The 16762-nt window shown below is 73.2% G+C and carries 17 protein-coding genes; 10 read left to right on the top strand and 7 right to left on the bottom strand.

The window, feature by feature from the left end; translation table 11 throughout:
- Window position 1: 1 nt before the first annotated feature.
- From DFJ69_RS24170 to DFJ69_RS24160, 3 genes are read right to left on the bottom strand one after another with little or no spacing between them, the layout of a single operon-like run.
- Window positions 2–367, bottom strand: coding sequence for a DUF485 domain-containing protein (locus DFJ69_RS24170; RefSeq protein WP_116024711.1), 366 nt, complete (start codon window positions 365–367; stop codon window positions 2–4).
- Window positions 364–1095: a LytR/AlgR family response regulator transcription factor gene (locus DFJ69_RS24165; RefSeq protein WP_116024710.1), complete on the bottom strand. Its 732-nt coding sequence runs from the start codon at window positions 1093–1095 to the stop codon at window positions 364–366. The genes DFJ69_RS24170 and DFJ69_RS24165 overlap by 4 nt, the downstream gene beginning before the upstream one ends.
- A gap of 57 nt (window positions 1096–1152) precedes the next feature.
- The gene (locus tag DFJ69_RS24160; RefSeq protein ID WP_116024709.1) at window positions 1153–2358 is read right to left on the bottom strand and encodes a sensor histidine kinase; all 1206 of its coding nucleotides are present in this window, start codon (window positions 2356–2358) and stop codon (window positions 1153–1155) included.
- 249 nt (window positions 2359–2607) lie between these two features.
- Here DFJ69_RS24160 and DFJ69_RS24155 point away from each other — a divergent pair, with 249 nt between their 5' ends.
- Window positions 2608–2994 (top strand): hypothetical protein, encoded by a 387-nt coding sequence (locus tag DFJ69_RS24155; protein WP_147312404.1) that lies wholly within the window; start codon window positions 2608–2610, stop codon window positions 2992–2994.
- 40 nt (window positions 2995–3034) lie between these two features.
- On the opposite strand, the gene DFJ69_RS24150 is transcribed toward DFJ69_RS24155, so the two are convergent.
- The gene (locus DFJ69_RS24150; protein ID WP_116026857.1) at window positions 3035–4003 is read right to left on the bottom strand and encodes a zinc-binding dehydrogenase; all 969 of its coding nucleotides are present in this window, start codon (window positions 4001–4003) and stop codon (window positions 3035–3037) included.
- A 44-nt stretch (window positions 4004–4047) separates the two neighbouring features.
- Window positions 4048–4728: a DUF2306 domain-containing protein gene (locus tag DFJ69_RS24145; RefSeq protein ID WP_116024707.1), complete on the bottom strand. Its 681-nt coding sequence runs from the start codon at window positions 4726–4728 to the stop codon at window positions 4048–4050.
- An 89-nt stretch (window positions 4729–4817) separates the two neighbouring features.
- Between DFJ69_RS24145 and DFJ69_RS24140 the strand changes: the two genes are divergently transcribed.
- Together DFJ69_RS24140 and DFJ69_RS24135 are read left to right on the top strand one after the other, a co-directional pair.
- Entirely contained in the window at window positions 4818–5846 is a 1029-nt protein-coding gene (locus tag DFJ69_RS24140) for a sensor histidine kinase (RefSeq protein WP_170177759.1), read from the top strand.
- Window positions 5843–6487: a response regulator gene (locus DFJ69_RS24135; protein WP_116024705.1), complete on the top strand. Its 645-nt coding sequence runs from the start codon at window positions 5843–5845 to the stop codon at window positions 6485–6487. The genes DFJ69_RS24140 and DFJ69_RS24135 overlap by 4 nt, the downstream gene beginning before the upstream one ends.
- Window positions 6488–6538: 51 nt before the next feature.
- On the opposite strand, the gene DFJ69_RS24130 is transcribed toward DFJ69_RS24135, so the two are convergent.
- A complete protein-coding gene (locus tag DFJ69_RS24130; protein WP_116024704.1) occupies window positions 6539–8578 on the bottom strand; it encodes an AAA family ATPase in 2040 nt (679 codons plus the stop codon).
- A gap of 193 nt (window positions 8579–8771) precedes the next feature.
- Between DFJ69_RS24130 and DFJ69_RS24125 the strand changes: the two genes are divergently transcribed.
- Window positions 8772–9146, top strand: a complete 375-nt coding sequence (locus tag DFJ69_RS24125) for a hypothetical protein (protein ID WP_116024703.1) — start codon at window positions 8772–8774, stop codon at window positions 9144–9146.
- A gap of 97 nt (window positions 9147–9243) precedes the next feature.
- On the opposite strand, the gene DFJ69_RS24120 is transcribed toward DFJ69_RS24125, so the two are convergent.
- On the bottom strand, window positions 9244–9774 hold the full coding sequence (locus DFJ69_RS24120) for a hypothetical protein (RefSeq protein ID WP_116024702.1): 531 nt from the start codon (window positions 9772–9774) through the stop codon (window positions 9244–9246).
- Window positions 9775–10082: 308 nt separating this feature from the next.
- Between DFJ69_RS24120 and DFJ69_RS24115 the strand changes: the two genes are divergently transcribed.
- From DFJ69_RS24115 to DFJ69_RS24090, 6 genes are all read left to right on the top strand, one after another.
- Window positions 10083–11024 (top strand): LysR family transcriptional regulator, encoded by a 942-nt coding sequence (locus tag DFJ69_RS24115; protein WP_116024701.1) that lies wholly within the window; start codon window positions 10083–10085, stop codon window positions 11022–11024.
- A gap of 175 nt (window positions 11025–11199) precedes the next feature.
- Window positions 11200–11463: a hypothetical protein gene (locus DFJ69_RS24110; protein ID WP_211328723.1), complete on the top strand. Its 264-nt coding sequence runs from the start codon at window positions 11200–11202 to the stop codon at window positions 11461–11463.
- A gap of 143 nt (window positions 11464–11606) precedes the next feature.
- Entirely contained in the window at window positions 11607–12398 is a 792-nt protein-coding gene (locus tag DFJ69_RS24105) for an ABC transporter ATP-binding protein (protein ID WP_116024700.1), read from the top strand.
- A gap of 45 nt (window positions 12399–12443) precedes the next feature.
- A complete protein-coding gene (locus DFJ69_RS24100; protein ID WP_116024699.1) occupies window positions 12444–13433 on the top strand; it encodes an ABC transporter substrate-binding protein in 990 nt (329 codons plus the stop codon).
- Between the two features lie 7 nt (window positions 13434–13440).
- Window positions 13441–15480, top strand: coding sequence for an iron ABC transporter permease (locus DFJ69_RS24095; RefSeq protein WP_116024698.1), 2040 nt, complete (start codon window positions 13441–13443; stop codon window positions 15478–15480).
- Between the two features lie 129 nt (window positions 15481–15609).
- Window positions 15610–16692, top strand: a complete 1083-nt coding sequence (locus DFJ69_RS24090; RefSeq protein WP_170177757.1) for an acyltransferase domain-containing protein — start codon at window positions 15610–15612, stop codon at window positions 16690–16692.
- The last annotated feature ends 70 nt before the right edge of the window (window positions 16693–16762 follow it).

Raw genomic sequence — 16762 nt, 5'->3', positions numbered from 1 at the left:
CTCAGGCGTCGCGCTCCACGAGGTCGGCGAAGTCGCGCTCGTTGCGTTCGGCCTGCCGCACGTACCACCAGCCGCCGGCCACGAACAGCGGATAGACCAGCCCCGCCAGCAGCACCCACGGGAGCGGCAGCCCCAGCACCTCCAGGTCCGGCGCCGCCGCGAACACCAGCGGCAACCCGCCCACGGCCACGCCCAGCACCGCGCACACGCCCAGCGCCAGCCGGAGCTGGGCCCGCACCAGAGAGCGCATGTACGCCTCGCCCAGCCCGGTCTGCTCGTCGATCTCCCTGGTCACCTTCCGCCGGGGCCGGCGCGCCGCCCGCATCCGGGGGCTGGTCACCAGCACCCGACGCGGCTCCCCGCTCACCGGGGCCGCCGCGTGTCGCGGACGAGCAGGTCGCGCAGCTCACGGGTGTGCCGGCGGCTGACCGGCAACTCGGTCCCGCCGATCAGCACCGTGCAGCGGCCGGAGTCCAGGCGCAGCTCCTCGACGTACCGGACGGCCACCAGATGGCTGCGGTGCACGCGGACGAACCCGGCCGCGCGCCAGCGCTCCTCCAGGGCGGCCAGCGGGATGCGGACCAGATGGCCGCCCGAGGCGGTGTGCAGCCGGGCGTAGTCGCCGTGGGCCTCCACGTACCAGACGTCGGCGGCGGCCACGAAGCGCGTGACCCCGGCCAGCTCCACCGGCACCGACTCGGGCTCCGGGTCGGCCGGCGCCCCGCTCACCCGCCGGATCGCCTCGGCCAGCCGCTCCGGCCGGACCGGCTTGAGGAGGTAGTCGGCGGCCTTGATCTCGAACGCGTCCACCGCGTGGACGTCGTGCGCGGTCACGTAGACGATCTCCGGGGGCCGGGCGAACTGCGCCAGCAGCCGCCCCAGCACCACCCCGTCCAGCCCCGGCATCCGGATGTCGAGGAACACCGCGTCGATCGGCCGCCGTCCGGCGAGCGCCCTGTCCACCTGCCGCAGCGCGGCGGCCCCGTCCCTGGCCAGCGACAACTCCTCGACGCGGGGGTCGGCGCGCAGCCAGAACGCCAGGTCCTCCAGCGCCGGCGCCTCGTCGTCCACCGCCAGGACGCGCAGACCGGCCACTCGTCCTCCTCAGGTGAGACGGAACGGACTCCAGCGTCCGAATCCGGCGGTGGAAAGTCAACCGCCCTTCGGCCCCGAAGCGGTCACCCCCGGCCGGTACTTGGGCACCCGCAACGTCACCTTGGTGCCCGCCCCGGCGGCGGTCTCGACGGCCAGACCGTAGTCGTCCCCGTACACCTGGCGCAGCCGTTCGTCGACGTTGCCGAGCCCGATCCCGGCGGCCTCGGCGCCCTCGTACTCCCCCGCCAGGACGTGCCGGAGCCGCTCGGGGTCCATGCCGACCCCGTCGTCCTCGACGCTGATCGCGCAGTCGGCCCCGGCGTCCTCGGCCACGATCGTGATCCGGCCCGGCCCGGCCCGGTCCTGGAGCCCGTGCCGGACCGCGTTCTCCACCAGCGGCTGCAGGCACAGGAACGGCACCGCGACCGGCAGCACCTCGGGCGCGATCCGCAGCGTCACCCGCAGCCGCTCGTCGCCGAACCGGGCGCGCTGCAGCAGCAGGTACCGGTCGATCGAGTGCAGCTCCTCGGCCAGCGTGGTGAAGTCGCCGTGCCGCCGGAACGAGTACCGGGTGAAGTCGGCGAACTCCAGCAGCAGCTCCCGGGCCCGTTCCGGGTCCGTCCGCACGAACGAGGCGATCGTGGTCAGCGAGTTGTAGACGAAGTGCGGGGAGATCTGCGCCCGCAGCGCCCGGACCTCCGCCTCCATCAGCAGCGTCCGCGACCGGTCCAGCTCCGCGAGCTGCAACTGGGCGTCCACCCAGTGCCCGACCTCCTCGGCGGCCCGGATCAGCCCCGCCGACACGTCGCCCCCGTACGCCGCCAGCGTCCCCACCACCCGGTCGTCGGTGGTCAGCGGCACCACGACCGCGTGCCTGACCGGGCAGTCCAGCCGCACGCACGCCACCGTCTCGGGCCCGAGCACGTCGGTCCGCCCGCTCCCCATCGGCCCGGCCGCGTGCGCGAGCGCCCCGTCGGCGTGGTGCTCCCCCGTCCCGTCCCAGGCCAGCACCCGCTCCCCGTCGGTGATGGCCACGGCCGCCGACCCCAACAACTCCCGCAGGTGCCGCACCGCCTTCTGCGCCCCCTGCTCGGTCAGTCCGGCCCGGAGGGGCGGCGCCGCCAGCGACGCGGTGTGCAGCGTGTGGAACGTCGCCCGATCCGCAGGACTCCCCAACTCACGCCGCCCCCGCCACCACGGCACCCCCGCGACGAGCCCGGCCACCACCGCTCCGACCGCGACCACCGCCAACGCCACGTCCATCCGGCCACGGTAGCCGCCACGGGTCGGCCGACGACGGTCTCGGAACGACGGGGCCGACCCGATGGCGGGCGGCCTCACTCGGCGCGGGCGTGAAAGGGCCGTGCGGGCGTCGCGAAAGGTCCGTTGATCCGGTTTCCTTCATCGCTGCATGTGCGCGAAGGAAAAACCCCGCCGGGCGACTCGCACCCGGCGTCACGCTGCGCACATCATGGGTCGCACGGTGTTGCGCTCTCCAGAGAAGAGGACATCATGTCCGAATGGTCGACGACGGCGGGAATGCGGGTCCTCGCCCTGGGCGGGGTCCTGGGCGCCGTGCTGTTGGGCACGTCACCCGTGGCGGCCACGACGACCCCGGAGCCCGTGGCGGTTTCCGAGCCCGTGGAGGCGTCCGAGCCCATGGCGGTTTCCGAGCCCGTGGAGGCGTCGGAGCCCGTGACGGACGCGGAGGACGAGGAGCAGACGACGTCCACCGCCGGTAAGACGGCGACGCAGATGAACTACCACTCCTCGTCGAAGACGACGCAGAGCGGCAACCTGCACATCTCCAAGCGGAACTGCGTGGACGTCCGGTTCCGGCCGTTCAAGGAGTCCAAGAAGCAGGACTGCACCGTCGGGAGCATCCGGCCCACCGGCTGACGCCCGGCCCCTCGCCCCTCCGGGTCGCGTGTCATCGTGATCAGACGAGCAGCAGCGACTTGCCGACCGTCGTACGTTCGGCGAGCGCGAGGTGGGCGTCCCGGGCGCGCTCCAACGGGTAGGTCGCGCCGATGGCCGGGCGGATCCGTCCCTGGGCCGCCAGGGCCAGCGCCCGCGTGAGCACCTCGCGGACGTCGGCCCGGTCGGGCGGCCCCGCCGCCAGCGCGTTGTGCACCCGCACCCGCCGCCGCTCGGCCGTCTGCGGATCGATCTCGGTGAACGTTCCGCCGGCGGTGCCGTAGGTGACGAACCGGCCGCCCGTGGCGACCGCCTCGAACGCCGCCCGGCCCAGGTCGCCGCCCACGCCGTCGAAGACCAGGTCCGCTCCCGCGCCTCCGGTCGCCTCCCGCACCCGTCGCTGCCATCCCTCCAGCGAGTAGTCGACGACCGCCTCCGCGCCCAGCTCCCGCGCCAGGGCCAGCTTGCGTTCGCCGCGCGCCGCCGCGACGACCCGGGCCCCGGCATCGCGCGCCAGTTGTACGAGCAACGAACCCGCGCCGCCGGCCGCGGCGGTCACCAGCACCCACTCGCCCTCGGCGATCCGTCCGTCGCGCGCCAGCATCAACGCGGTGACACCGTCGTGCGTCATCGCCGCCGCCTCGCCGAAGCCCAGCGCGTCGGGGATCTCGATCACGTCCTCGACGGCGGCGACGATCTTCTCGGCGTACCCGGTGGACGTCCGGGCCACGACCCGCCGGCCCACCCATCCCGCGTCCACACCCTCACCGACGGCGGCCACCCGTCCGGCGCCGCCGTGCCCCGGCACGTGCGGAAGCCCACGGGGGAAGAACTCGCCTCCCCACCCGGCGCGCAGCAGCGTGTCGAGGTAGATGACATCGGCGGCGGCCATCTCCACGACGACCTCCCCCGGGCCCGCCACCGGCTCGGGGACCTCCTCCAGCGTCAGCACCTCGGGACCACCGAACTCCCGCACCTGAATCGCCCGCATCATGTCCACACTCCCCGCTCGGATCGTCTCTCGGACCCCAGCCTTCAACCTCGAGCAAGGTCGAGGTCAAGCGCACGCCCGCGCGAACGGGGCGCGGAGCCCCGGCGGAGGAGGAACTCGGCGAGGAGGAGGTTGGGGACCCAGGACAGGAAGGGGACGATCAGGTAGGCGCGGTCGAAGGCGACCTCGTGGTCGGTGCCGGGCTGGGCGAGGATGAGGACGATCAGCCACAGGCGCAGGGTGACGCCGGCGTAGGTGAGGGCGAACACGCGCAGCGCCCATCGACGGTGCGCCCGGAAGTCCCGACGCCGGGCGGCCCGATGGGCGGCCACGGCGACGGCGAGCCACACGAGCGCCAGCAGACCGAAACCGGCGGTGCCGATCGGGCCCGCCAGATTGAACGGGCTGATGAGGAGACCGGCGACCGCGCCGGGAACGATGGCGAGCAGGACGACCCGCCCGCAGACCCGATGGAGTCGGGGGAGGCGGCCCCGCAGGCGGGAGGAGAGCTGGACGGGGCTCAACAGCAGCACCAGACCGCCGGCGACGATGTGGACGTAGAGCGCCGCCCTCACCCAGAGCGGACGTCCGGCGTAGTTGGAGGCCAGACCCGTGTCGTCGGCCGCGAGGGCGTCCAGGGACTCGGTCAGGTAGGGGAAAGGGGCGTAGACGGCGATCGCCGCGGCGCTCAGCGCCAGCCACCACAGCCCGGCTGTCTTCTTCATGGGGCCACAAGCTAGGAACGCGGACTCCGGGCGCGCTTCACTCCTGCGAGTGATTCGTCCTGAGCCCGCGTCGAGAGAGGATGCCGGGCATGCGGATATGGCTGTCGGGCGGGCTGATGGTCCTGTCGGTGGCGGTGGGCCTCGCCTCCCCGGTGCCCTCGCCCTACCGGGGGCCCGACGTCCCCGGTGTGGTGCTGTGCATGCTGGCGGCGCTCTGCCTGCTGTGGCTTCGCAGCCACCCCCTGCGGGTCCTCATCGCGGCCTGCGCGGCCCTGCTCGTCAACGCGGCGGCCGGATACCCGGGCACGCTCGTTCACTGGCCGCTGTGGATCGCGCTGTTCGGCTGCTTCGCCGAGTACGGGGACGCGCGCCGCCGGGCGGTGTGCGGCGCGGTGTTCGCGACCGCCTTCGGCGGCTTCCTGCTGCTGGATCGCGACCCCTTCGACTCGTTGCCGGGCATCGCCATGGGGCTGCTCATCACGACCTTCGGCGGCGACGCCCTGCACAGCCGCCGCGCCTACACCGCCGAGTCGGCGGCGCGCGTCCTGTTGGAGGAGCGCGCCCGGTTGGCCCGCGAACTGCACGACGCCGTCGGCCACTCGGTCAACGTGATGGTGATGCAGGCCGCCGTCGGGCAGCGGGTATTCGACGGCGACCCCGCCTTCGGCCACGACGCGCTGCGGCACATCGAGGCCCTCGGCCGCAGCGCCCTCACCGAACTGGACCGGCTCGTCCACGCCCTCGACGACCCGTCCGCGATGGTGGACCTGCAGGCCCTGGCCGACCGCGTCCGCGCCGCCGGCCGCGAGCTGGACCTCGACGTCGGCGCGGTCGACCTGGAGCCCGACGGCGCCAACGCGTTGAACCGCATCATCCAGGAGGCCGTCACCAACGCGCTCCGCCACACCGAGGCCGGCCGCATCCGGCTGAGCCTCGCCCAGTCCGGCGGCCGGGTGCGTCTGGAGGTCCTCAGCGAGGGATCCGGCCCCACCGCCGCCCCGTCCGGCCGCGGCCTGGCCAACATGCGGCACCGCGCCGCCCTCCAGGGCGGCGCGCTCGACGCCGGCCCCACCGACGACGGCTTCCTGGTCCGCGCGACCCTCCCCGCCCGCTCGTGATCCGGATCCTGCTCGCCGACGACGACCCCCTCGTCCGCGCCACGCTCCGCGCCCTGCTGAACGCCGAACCCGGATGCGCCGTCGTCGGGGAGACCGCCAACGGCCATCAGACGGTCGCCGCCGCCCGCTCCCTGCGGCCCGACCTCGTGCTCATGGACGTCCGCATGCCGGGCCACGACGGCCTGCACGCCACCCGCGAGATCACCTCCTGGGAGCCGCCCCGTCCCCGCGTCCTCATCCTCACCACCTTCGACCTCGACGACGTGGTCGACAACGCCATCGCCGCCGGCGCCGACGGGTTCCTCCTCAAACGCGCCACCCCGGACGAGCTCACGGCCGCCGTCCGCACCGTCGCGTCCGGCCACGCCCTCCTGGCGCCCCAGATCACCCGCCGACTCCTGCGCAGCCTGGCCGCCCGACCCCGTCCACCCGCCCTTCCCAGCCCCTTGACGCCCCGGGAGTCGGCGATCCTCCGTTCCCTGGCGGCCGGCCTGTCCAACGCCGAGATCGCCGCCGCCCACCACCTCTCCCCCGAGACCGTGAAGTCGCACATCAAGAGCATCCTCGCCAAGCTCGACGTCCGCGACCGCACCCAGGCCGCCATCTGGGCCCACCGCACCGGCTTCACCGAGGCGCCCTGACCCCGCCCGGGGCGGACGACCTCCTCGCCATGCCGCGGCCCGGCGTGCCCCTCAGGGGGACGGCGGTCGAAGGCCGTGCATCTCCTCCCGCCAGATCGTGTCGACGATGCGCTGCACGCCGGTGGTCAGATGGCGGCGGTAGGTGCTGAACGGCAGGCCCAGCACCTCCGCCGCCCGTTCCTGCGTGCCGGCCGGGTGCAGGTAGGTGCGGTCCACGGCGCGGTACGCCTTGAGGTTGCGGGAATCGGACCGCAACGACTCGGCGGCCTCCCGCAGCAGGCCCGCCAGGCCGCCGTCGTGACGGAGCGCCGTCCGGGCGGCGTTGAGCGGATTGCCGGCGAGCACATCGGGTCGGTGCAGGTCGCGCAACCCCCGGCGCACCGCCGAGGTGAACTCCATGCGCGACATCGCCGCGAGCGGCGACGGCTCGGGAACGGCGGCCGCGGGCCCGGTCCGCGTCTCGCTCTCCGCCAGGAGATCCAGCCAGGCGTCGATGCCGCCGACCCGGAAGTCGCGCGCGTACACGTAGTGACGCACGCCGCCCACCACGAAGTCGGCCTCCTCGGCTCGGTGGTAACCGTTGAAGCGGAACAGGTCGCGCTGGGCGTCGGCGTCGCTGTACGCGCCGATCAGGTCCCAGCCCAGCCGGGTGCTGGTCAGCCGCCGGTGCAGGAGGGCGACGATCGCGATCCCGGCCGCGCTGCGTGGGCGCTGGTGCCGTTCTCGGTCCACGAAGAAGCGCTTGACGGCCACCTCCTCGCCCGGCGCGGGTGGACGCCGCCGCCGTGCGTACTCCCACATCGCGCGGGTGCCGGGATCGGCCTGCACGTCTTGGGGCGACGCCAGGTCCAGGCGCAGCCGACAGCCGTAGCCGGCCGGCTCCCCCCGCGGACCTCGGGCGACGACGAACGCCTCGGGCTGCCGGTCCATCCAGAACGCCGCCAGCTTCGCCGACTCGGGCCCCTCGTGCCGTTCCGTCATCGCCAGCAGGTCCGCCCGGTCCTCCGGACGCATGTCGTCGGTGTGATGACAGGCCGGCTTGGACCAGTCGACCAGATCGCGCACGGCCGGGTTGGCCCGCCTCAGGAAGGTCAGCTCGGTCAGGACCCGCCGCTGCGCCGCCCCGGTGCTGGTGCGCAGCCGGTGCACCAGATGGTCGCCGATCCGCCGGTGCAGGCGCTGGTGGGCGGTGCCGTCGCGCCACCGCAGATCCGCGTCGAACACCTCGCGGGCCAGGTCGTGCGGGCACAGCCCCTCGGGACGCTCCTCGACGAACGACAGCGTCCGCATCCAGGCGAACAACCCGCCCGGATCATGATCGTCGTCCAGGGCCGCCCGGAGCAGCTCCTCCGTGGTGACCAGCGCGTGGGCGCACACCTCCAGGGCGCGGCGGTGCCGGGGTGTCGGCACCCCCTCCAGGAAACGGTCCAGCAGCAGCCGCACCACGTCCGGGGCCTCGGCCAGGTCGATCCCCGCCAGGTCCCCGGTGTCCCCGCGCTGGGACAGCACGTCGACCAGCAGGCGCAGTGCCAGCGGATGGCCGTGGGTCGCCCTGAGCACGTGCCCGTGCAGCCGTTCGGGCACGTTCTCCTCCCGCAGCAGCGCCGCGCCGTCGTCCGGGCCGAGATTGCCCAGCGGCACCGTCAGCAGCAGCTCCCGCCACCCGTGGTCGGAGACCCACTCCGGCCTCGGCGGCTCGCGGCCGCCGATGACCACCAGGGTCCCGGCGGGCAGCCCCGGCAGGTATTCCTCGCGCACCCAGTCGTCGATCGCGATGAGCCGCTCGTAGGAGTCCAGCAGCAGCACCCCCCGCTCCCCCGCCGGCTCCGGCCGGACGGTCCGCGTCAGGTCCACCGAACGCGTGTCCAGGAGCACGGTGGCGTGGCCGGCCTCCCTCGCGAGCGCCGCCATGGCGTTGAGCAGCGCGGTCTTCCCGACACCGCCCGGCCCGTGGACGAACATCACCGCGAACGGCGGCACCTCCGCCTCCAGCGCCCTCCGAAAGGTCTTCAGTTCGGCGTCCCGGCCGACGAAACGGCGGCGGCGCGCCCGGTACAGCCGATCGCCGATCGTTCTCATCTCGCCCTTCATCGCGGCCGCGCGCCATTGTACGAGTCTGTGGTCCCCATATATGGCAGCCTACGGCCGGATTGCGAGCACTGTTCATCGGATATGCGCGAAAAATGAGCAGGGATCCGGGCTGGCAAGTGAACACCGATCGGCCGCACTCTGATCTGGACGAGGAGGGCGACCGCAGCCCTTCCGGACAACGAGGAGCCAAAACGTGAGCTTCGCCAAGATTTTCGCCGCCATCGCGATTCCCGGCGCCGCGCTCGCCGCACTCGCCGCCCCCGGCACCGCGTCCGCCGATCCGCTTCCCGGTGAAACGCCGTTCAGCATCGAGGAGACCTACGGCAAGGCTTCGGGTTACAAGTCCCTGTCCGGTGCGCGCGGCACCGTGACGGACAAGGGCGGCGACGGCCGGGGCACCACCTTCACCGTCGCGTGGTACCAGCTCATCAATGGTCAGTACGTTTTGAAGGACGTCGACAACGTCACCGCGCCCGACGGCCAGTCGGTCGACTTCACCGAGTACCCCGACGTCAACGGCAGCGTCTTCGTGGCGAACTGGAACCCGCACTCGCTGTCCCTCGCCTGATAGGCCGTCCCTCGCGGAAGGCCCCGAAGGAACAGGCCCTCCGACCCTCGGCGTGCGCGACGCCGAGGGCCGGAGGGCCACCGTGTCCGGGCCCCGTTCAGCCGCGGCGAATGTGGAAGGACTCGATGCGGTCGTTCATGAACGGGCCGATCCACCCCTGCAGAGTGCACGCGCAGGGATTGTGCTGGATCCAGCGCTCGTGGTCGCCCTGCAGCAGCGACAGGTCATAGCCGGTGACGTCGTTGCACTCGTTGAGGGAGTTGAAACCGGAGATCTGGTTCGCCCAGTCGTCATAGATGTTGATGCGATAGCCGGCGGAGTCGCAGGGCCCATAATTGCCGTAGATGCGAACCAGCTTGGGCGGGTTGTTGTTGGCGTTCCAGAACCACTCCATGAGGAGCGTCGACGCGGCCGCCCCCTCCACCACGCCCGCCCGACGGGTGGCGGTGGACATGTCGTCGGCACACGCGCGGGAACGGACGGGGGACGTCTTTCCATCAGCCGCCTTGTCGACGACCATCACGCAGTACCGGCCGGCGGATGCGGTTTCCGCGGTCGCCGCCGTCCCCATCCCGGCGAACACGGCGAGGACGGCCAGGAGGAGGGCCGCCGCCTTCTTCGTTGGCATGGATGAGCCCTTTCAGGTCACCGACGGGCGGTTCCCACCGGTCGTGCGCACAACGAGCACCGGATCCGATCTTCGGCCATCTCATGCCGTCAAGGAAGCAAAGTGCCATGACGAGTGGTCATCGACCCATAGAGGTTCGGTTATCGCCGCGGCGGGGCCCGCAGGCCGCCCCGCCCCGGATCGGCGTCGCGGCTGGCGTTCCGGGTACACTTCCATGGCATCGAGACGCACGGTGGCCGGCGATGCGCGCCAACCTCGACCGGCCGGTTGACGGAGCCTCCGATACCCGGTCGGATATCAGAGTGACAATGGAACGGCAGACGCCACCCACCGTCAACCAACTGCGAATATTCCTGGCCCTGACAGAAGAGCTGCACTTCGGCCGGACCGCGGCGCGCCTGTTCATCAGTCAACCCGCGCTCAGCAAGCAGATCCTCGCGCTGGAGCGGACCCTCGGGGTCAAACTGCTGGAACGCGGCGGCCGGGCCGTGCGGATCACCGAGGCCGGCGAGGCGGTGCGGCACGAGGCCCGGGCGGTGATCGAGGCCGTGCACCGGCTGCAGCGCGTGGCCGACGAGCACGCGCGCACGCCCAAGGCGCACGTGGTCGTCGGCACCGTCGGCGCGGAGGCGGCGATGCCCCACTTCCAGGCCGTCATGGCGGAGCTGCGCCGTCTCAGCCCCGGCGTGAGCGTCGAGTCGCGGCTGCTGGACCTGGTGGACCAGTTCCGCGCCCTGGAACGCGGAGCGGTCGACGTGGTCTTCTGCAGGCCCCCCGTACCGAACGGCATCTCCGTCCTGCACCTGACCACCGAGCCGCGGGTCGTCTGCCTTCCCGCCGCCGACCCCCTGGCCGCCGACCCCGCGGTGTCGCTGAGCCAACTGGGGCGCTTCGACGTCGTGTCCTTTCCCCCGGAATGTTCACAGGAATGGCGCGACTTCTGGTCCGTCGTCCCACGGCCGGACGGCACGACGGTGCGTTACGGCCCCATCGTCAGAGACGTCGAGACAATGCTGGCCGTCATAGGCCGGGGTGAGTCCATCGCCTTTCTCCCCGCCGCGGCCCGCACCCTTTTCCCCCGCCCGGGCGTCGCCTATCGAGATGTGACCGATCTGCCACCGTGCACCTCGGGCCTCGCCTGGCTCGCCGAACGGAACGACCCCGGGGTCACGGCCGTCCACCGCGCCGCCCGCTCGGCGTTCCCCCACGCACGACGATCGGCGTCGCCGCACCGCGACGGATCGGCGTAGGCCGACGCATCCGTTCAACGCCGTCGGGACCCGCCCCGGGGCGGTGGGTAGACCGTCTGGCACCGGCGTATGACATCGAGCATCGCACCACCGTCCCATGCGTGACGACCTCCGCCTCCCCGAGCATGGACGGCGATGGGACCGACTCCCGATCCCCGTCGAACGGAGCGACGACATGCGGAAGGCAGCAGGCATCCTCGGGCTGATCCTCGGCCTCTATCTCGTCGGGCGGGCCGTCGCCGAGCCGTTCGTCATCGACGTGACCGACTCCGCCACCTACCGTGACGACTGGGGAGGACCGAGCCTGTTCGGCGTGCTCCTGGTCCACTGCGGCCCCGGCGTGATCGCCGCCGTCCTCATCACCAGGGCACTGCTCCGGCGCCGGTCCCCCACGCGCCCAGGCACCTCCCAGCCCAGGGGAAGGACCAGGGCGCGCTGATCCCACCCCCCAGCGCCGAAGCCCCAACCCCGCGAACGGTGAACGAGCCTTCCCGACCACAGGTTAGGTATGCCTTACCTTCGCGGTGTAGGGTGGGGCCCGATTTCGACCTGGAGGGTTGGTTTGACCGGGATTGTCGGCTGTTGAGCGGGGAAGAGCCGCGACTCGTGGCCCGCGGTCTCGACGTCGGCCACGGGGGCAGGCGCGTGCTCGGCTCCGTGGACCTGACGCTGCGGGCCGGTGAGGTGACCGTGCTGGCCGGGCCCAACGGCTGCGGCAAGTCCACGCTGTTGCGCACCGTGGCGGGACTGCAGCCGGCGCTCGCGGGCGAGGTCCGCCTCGGCGGCGAGCCGCTGCGGGCGCTGTCGCGTCGGGACCTCTCCCGCCGTCTGGCCTTCCTCCCGCAGGCGCCGCTCGTCCCCGTCGGGGTGCGGGTCCGTGAACTGGTCCGGCACGGCAGGTACGCCCATCGCGGCGCGTTCGCCCGGCACACCCGGGAGGACGCCGAGGCCGTCGACTGGGCGCTGACCGTCACCGACGCGGCGACGTTGGCGGACAAGAGGCTGGACGAACTGTCGGGCGGCGAACGCCAGCGGGCGTGGCTGGCGACCGTGCTGGCCCAGCGGGCCGACATCCTGCTCCTGGACGAGCCGACGACCTATCTCGACCTGCGGCACCAGTTCGAGGTCCTCGACGTGGTCGCCCGGCTGGCCGTCGAGCACGGCATCGCCTGCGGGGTCGTGCTCCACGACCTCATGCAGGCCGCCGCGTACGGCGACCAGATCCTGGTCATCTCCGATGGGGAGGTCACCGCGACGGGCCCGCCCGACGAGGTCCTCACCCCGGAGACCATCGGCCGCGCCTTCGGGCTCGAGGTCAGCGTCGTGCGCGACGCCGAGACCGGCCACCTGGCGTGTTTCCCGCGGCGACCGTAGAGACCGCGGCACCCCCCATCCAACGGCAACACGAGGAGTCCCCCCATGCAGAGGCTGTTCCGCGCGCTCGCGATCGGCTGCACCGCCGTCGTCACACTGAGCGCCGCGGCCTGCGGCGGCAGCGTCGACGACCAGAACAACGGCGGCTCGGGCGGCGGCCAGGGCGGCGGAGGGGCGATCACCGTCGCCACCGCCCGCGGCCCGGTCGCGCTCGCCAAGCCCGCCACCAGGGTGGTCTCGCTCGAATGGGTGCACACCGAGGAACTGCTGGCCCTCGGCGTCACACCCGTCGGCAACGCCGACGGCAAGACCTACGGGGAGTGGGTCACCGCGCCCGGCGCCGCGCTCCCGGCGGGTGTCGCCGACGTTGGAACGCGGCAGGAACCCAGCCTGGAGAAGATCCGCGCGCTGTCCCCCGACCTGATCGTCGTGGACGAGGAACGCTCCAAGAACAGCTATGACCAGCTCAAGGCCATCGCGCCGGTGGTGTCCTTCACCTACACCGACAAGCCGCAGCTCCGGCACCTCAAGACCACCTTCACCGAGCTGGCCAAGGCCGTCGGCAAGGAGCAGAGGGCCGCCGAGGTGTTCGCGCGGATCGACACCACCGCGACCGCCGTCCGCGCGCGCCTGACGAAGGCGGGCAAGGCGGGTTCGGAGTACGCCCTGGCCATGGGCTTCAGCCTCAACGGCACGCCGACCATCCGCCTCCTCGGCGATGACGCGCTGGCCGCCCAGGTGCTCAACCTCGCCGGGTTGAAGAACGGCTGGAAGGGCAAGCCCGACGCCTGGGGCATGACCACCGTCGGCGTGGAGGGGCTCACCAAGGTGCCCGCCTCCGCCACGTTCCTCTACACCGCCAACCCCAAGGACGACCCGTTCACCGGCGAGCTGAAGGACAACGCCGTCTGGAAGGACCTCGGCTTCGTCAAGGGCGGCCGGGTGACGCCGATCGACCCCGGCACCTGGTACTTCGGCGGCCCGCTGTCGGCCGTGCACCTGCTGGAAGAGGCCGCCAAGGCGTTCAAGTCCTGACCCGCTCATGACCACGAAGGCCGCAGCCGTCCCACGCCGCTCGACGACGCTCCTCGTGAGCGGCGTGGCCGCGCTCGCCCTGCTCGGGGTGGCCGTCCTCCACCTCGGCCTGGGCGCCGCCGGGGTCGGGGTGGGCGACGTCCTGAACGCCGTGCGGGGCGACGCCGACGAGCACACGAGGGCGGTGCTCGTCGGCAGCCGCATCCCGCGAACGCTCGCCGGGCTCGTCGCCGGCGTCGCCCTCGGCGTCTCGGGAGCCCTGATCCAGGGCGCCAAGCGCAACCCGCTCGCCGCGCCCGAGACCCTGGGCGCCAACGCGGGCGCGTACCTCGCGGTGACCGCGCTGCTGTTCACCGGCGCGAACGCCGGGCTGCTCGGCACCGGCTTCGCCGCGTTCGCCGGGGCGCTGCTCGCCGTCGGCCTCGTCTACCTGCTCCTCGCGGGCGGCCTGGCCACGCCGGGCAAGGTGCTCCTCGCGGGGACGACCGTGCAGCTCGCCGCGACCGCGGTCGCCGAGTTCCTGCAGATGCTCGACGAACGACGGACCCAGGGCGTCTTCTTCTGGGGGAACGGCACCCTGCTGCAGGCCGGGCCGGACCGGCCGCTGGCGATCGGGGCCGTGGTCGCCCTCGCCGTTCCGGTGGCGTTGCTGCTGGCTCGGCCGCTCGACCTGATGGCGTTGGGCGACCAGACCGCCGAGGCGCTGGGAGTGCGGGTCGCGCGGGTCCGCTTGGCCGTCCTGACGCTCGCGGTGCTGCTCGCGGCGGCCGCGGTGACCGTCGCGGGCCCGATCGGCTTCGTCGGCCTGGTCGCCCCGGTGGCGGCCCGGCTCCTGGGCGTCCGGGCCCACGCCGTACTGCTCCCGCTCGCCGGGGCGCTGGGCGCCGCCCTGCTGCTCGCCGCCGACGCCGCCGCGCAGATCGTCCGGCCACCGTCGGCGGGATACGGCGAACTGCCGGTCGGAGTGATCACGGCGCTGGTGGGCGGACCGGTGTTCATCCTGCTGGCCCGGCGCGTGGCCACCGGCGACGCCGACACCGGGGCCGCCGTCACCGCCGCCTCCCCGGGACGACTGCGGTTCCCGGCGGTCCTCGGCCTCGGGCTGGCGGCCCTGGTCGTCGCCGTCGTCGTCGGTCTGCGGGTCGGCGACGTCGGCATCGGCTGGGCTCGGCTCGCCGCCGTCCTGACCGGATCCGGCGACGCGATGGCGGAGTCCGTGGTCTCCTATCGGTTCCCGCGCATCATGGTGGCGGCGGTGTCCGGCGCATGCCTGGCCGTCGCCGGAGTGGCCGTCCAGTCCGTCGTGCGCAACCCCTTGGCCGAACCGTCCCTCGTCGGCGTCACCGGCGGGGCGTCGGCCGGTGCCGTGCTGGTCATCCTCGTGATCCCGGCGGCTCCCGCGATCATGCTGCCGATTGCCGCCGCCGCCGGCGGGGCCCTGGCCCTGGCCCTGGTGGTCCTCATCGCCCGTCGCGGCGGGGGGCTCGACCCCACCCGCGTCGTGCTCGTCGGCATCGGCATGGCCGCCACCACCATGGCCCTCACCTACGTCATGGTCAGCAGCGCGCAGATGAACATCGCCTCGGCGCTGACCTGGCTCGCCGGCAGCACCTACGCGCGCGACTACGACTCCCTGGTCTGGCTGGTCGTTCCCGTCCTCACGGCGATCGCCGTCACCGCGTCGGCCCGTGCCGTCGACCTGCTCGACCTCGGTGACGACCTGCCGCGTTCCCTCGGCCTGTCGCTGGGCCGCGCCCGTCTGATGGTGCTGGCGGCCGCCGCGGCCCTCGCCGCCGGAACGGCCGCGGCCGTGGGGGCCATCGGGTTCGTGGGCCTGGTCGCCCCGCACCTCGCCCGCCGGATCGCGGGCAACGGAACGGCCCGGGTCGCACCGATGGCGGCGGTCCTCGGCGCCGTGCTCGTCGTGATCGCCGACGCGGTCGGCCGCTCGCTGCTCGCCCCCTCCGAGATCCCCGTGGGCGTGGTCACCGCGCTGATCGGCACCCCGTACCTCGTGTGGCTGCTCCGACGGACCCCGCACGCCTGACACGCGCCTCCGGCACACCCCTGGCGGCGTCGCCCGGTCATGGCCGGCGGACAGGTCCGGGCTCGGGTGCCGGCAAGGGTTGGTCAAGTCGGTGGGGTCGGTGTCGGGTGGCGCGTCAGGGTGATGCGGATGAGGGACGAACGGGTCGTGGAATCCGCGGGCGTGGGTGAGGGTTCGGAGGTCGTCGAGCGGCCGGCCGGGCGCCTGGTGTTCGCCTACAGCGGGCTGGGGTCGGTGTGGCCGGGGATGGGGCGCGGCCTGTTGGCCGAGCCGGTGGCGGCGCGGATCCTGGAGCGGTGCGAAGAGCTGGTGCGGCAGTCGGAGGGCTGGTCGCTGCTGGAGCAGGTGACCGCCGGGCGGGAGGTGTGCCGCCTCGGCGACCCGACCGTCGCGCAGCCGGCGTTGTTCGCCATGCAGGCGGCGCTGACGGAGTTGTGGCGTTCGTGGGGCGTGGACCCCGACGCGATCGTGGGGACCAGCGTGGGCGAGATCGCCGCGGCGTACGCCGCCGGTGCCCTGGATCTGGAGGTCGCCTGCCGCGTGGCGGTGTGCCGGGGCAGGGCGGTGGGGTCGATGTCCGGGTCGGGCAGCATGGCCGTGGTCGGCATGTCCGCCCGGGACATCGGTGAGCTCATCGGTTCCGTCGCCGGGCGGCTGTGGGTGGCGGTGGACCTCAGCCCGGCGCACACCCTGATCGCCGGTGACCGGGAGGCCGTCGCCGCGGTCGGGCCCCTGGTGCGCGAACGCGGCGCGACGTGGGAGCTGCGGTATCCCGACCACCCTTTGCACTCGCCGCTCATGGAGCCCGCCCGGCGGGAGTTGGCGGCCTTGGAGAACGTGGTCCCGCGTACGCCGGATCGGCCGATCTTCTCCTCGCTCACCGGGGGGCAGGCTCCGCCGGGGGCCTACGGCCCGGTGTACTGGGCCCGGACGCTGGTCAGTCCGGTCCTGCTGCAGGACGCGGTGCTGGCCGCCACCGCCGATGGCCCCGCCACGGTGGTCGAGATCGGCCCCCGCGCCTCGTTGACGCCGATGATGCGACTGACGCTGGCCGCCCGGCGGCGACCGGCCACGGTTCTGCCGTCGATGTCGGCCCACGCCGATGCCCGCGGCGGCATGCTCGAGGCCGCGGCGCGGTTGTCCGCGCTCCGGCACCGCCCGGACCTGGTACGACCGTCCGCATCCGCCCGGGAATCCCTGCGACGGCGGTGACACGCGCCCCGACGGCCCGCGGGGGCACGGCCCGAAGCAGGAGGCCGGCCGCGCCGGGACGTTCCTGGCA

The organism is Thermomonospora umbrina, assembly GCF_003386555.1.
Classification (GTDB): domain Bacteria; phylum Actinomycetota; class Actinomycetes; order Streptosporangiales; family Streptosporangiaceae; genus Thermomonospora; species Thermomonospora umbrina.
The sequence above is the reverse complement of the archived record's forward strand: the minus strand, read 5'-3'. Positions and strand labels throughout refer to the sequence as shown.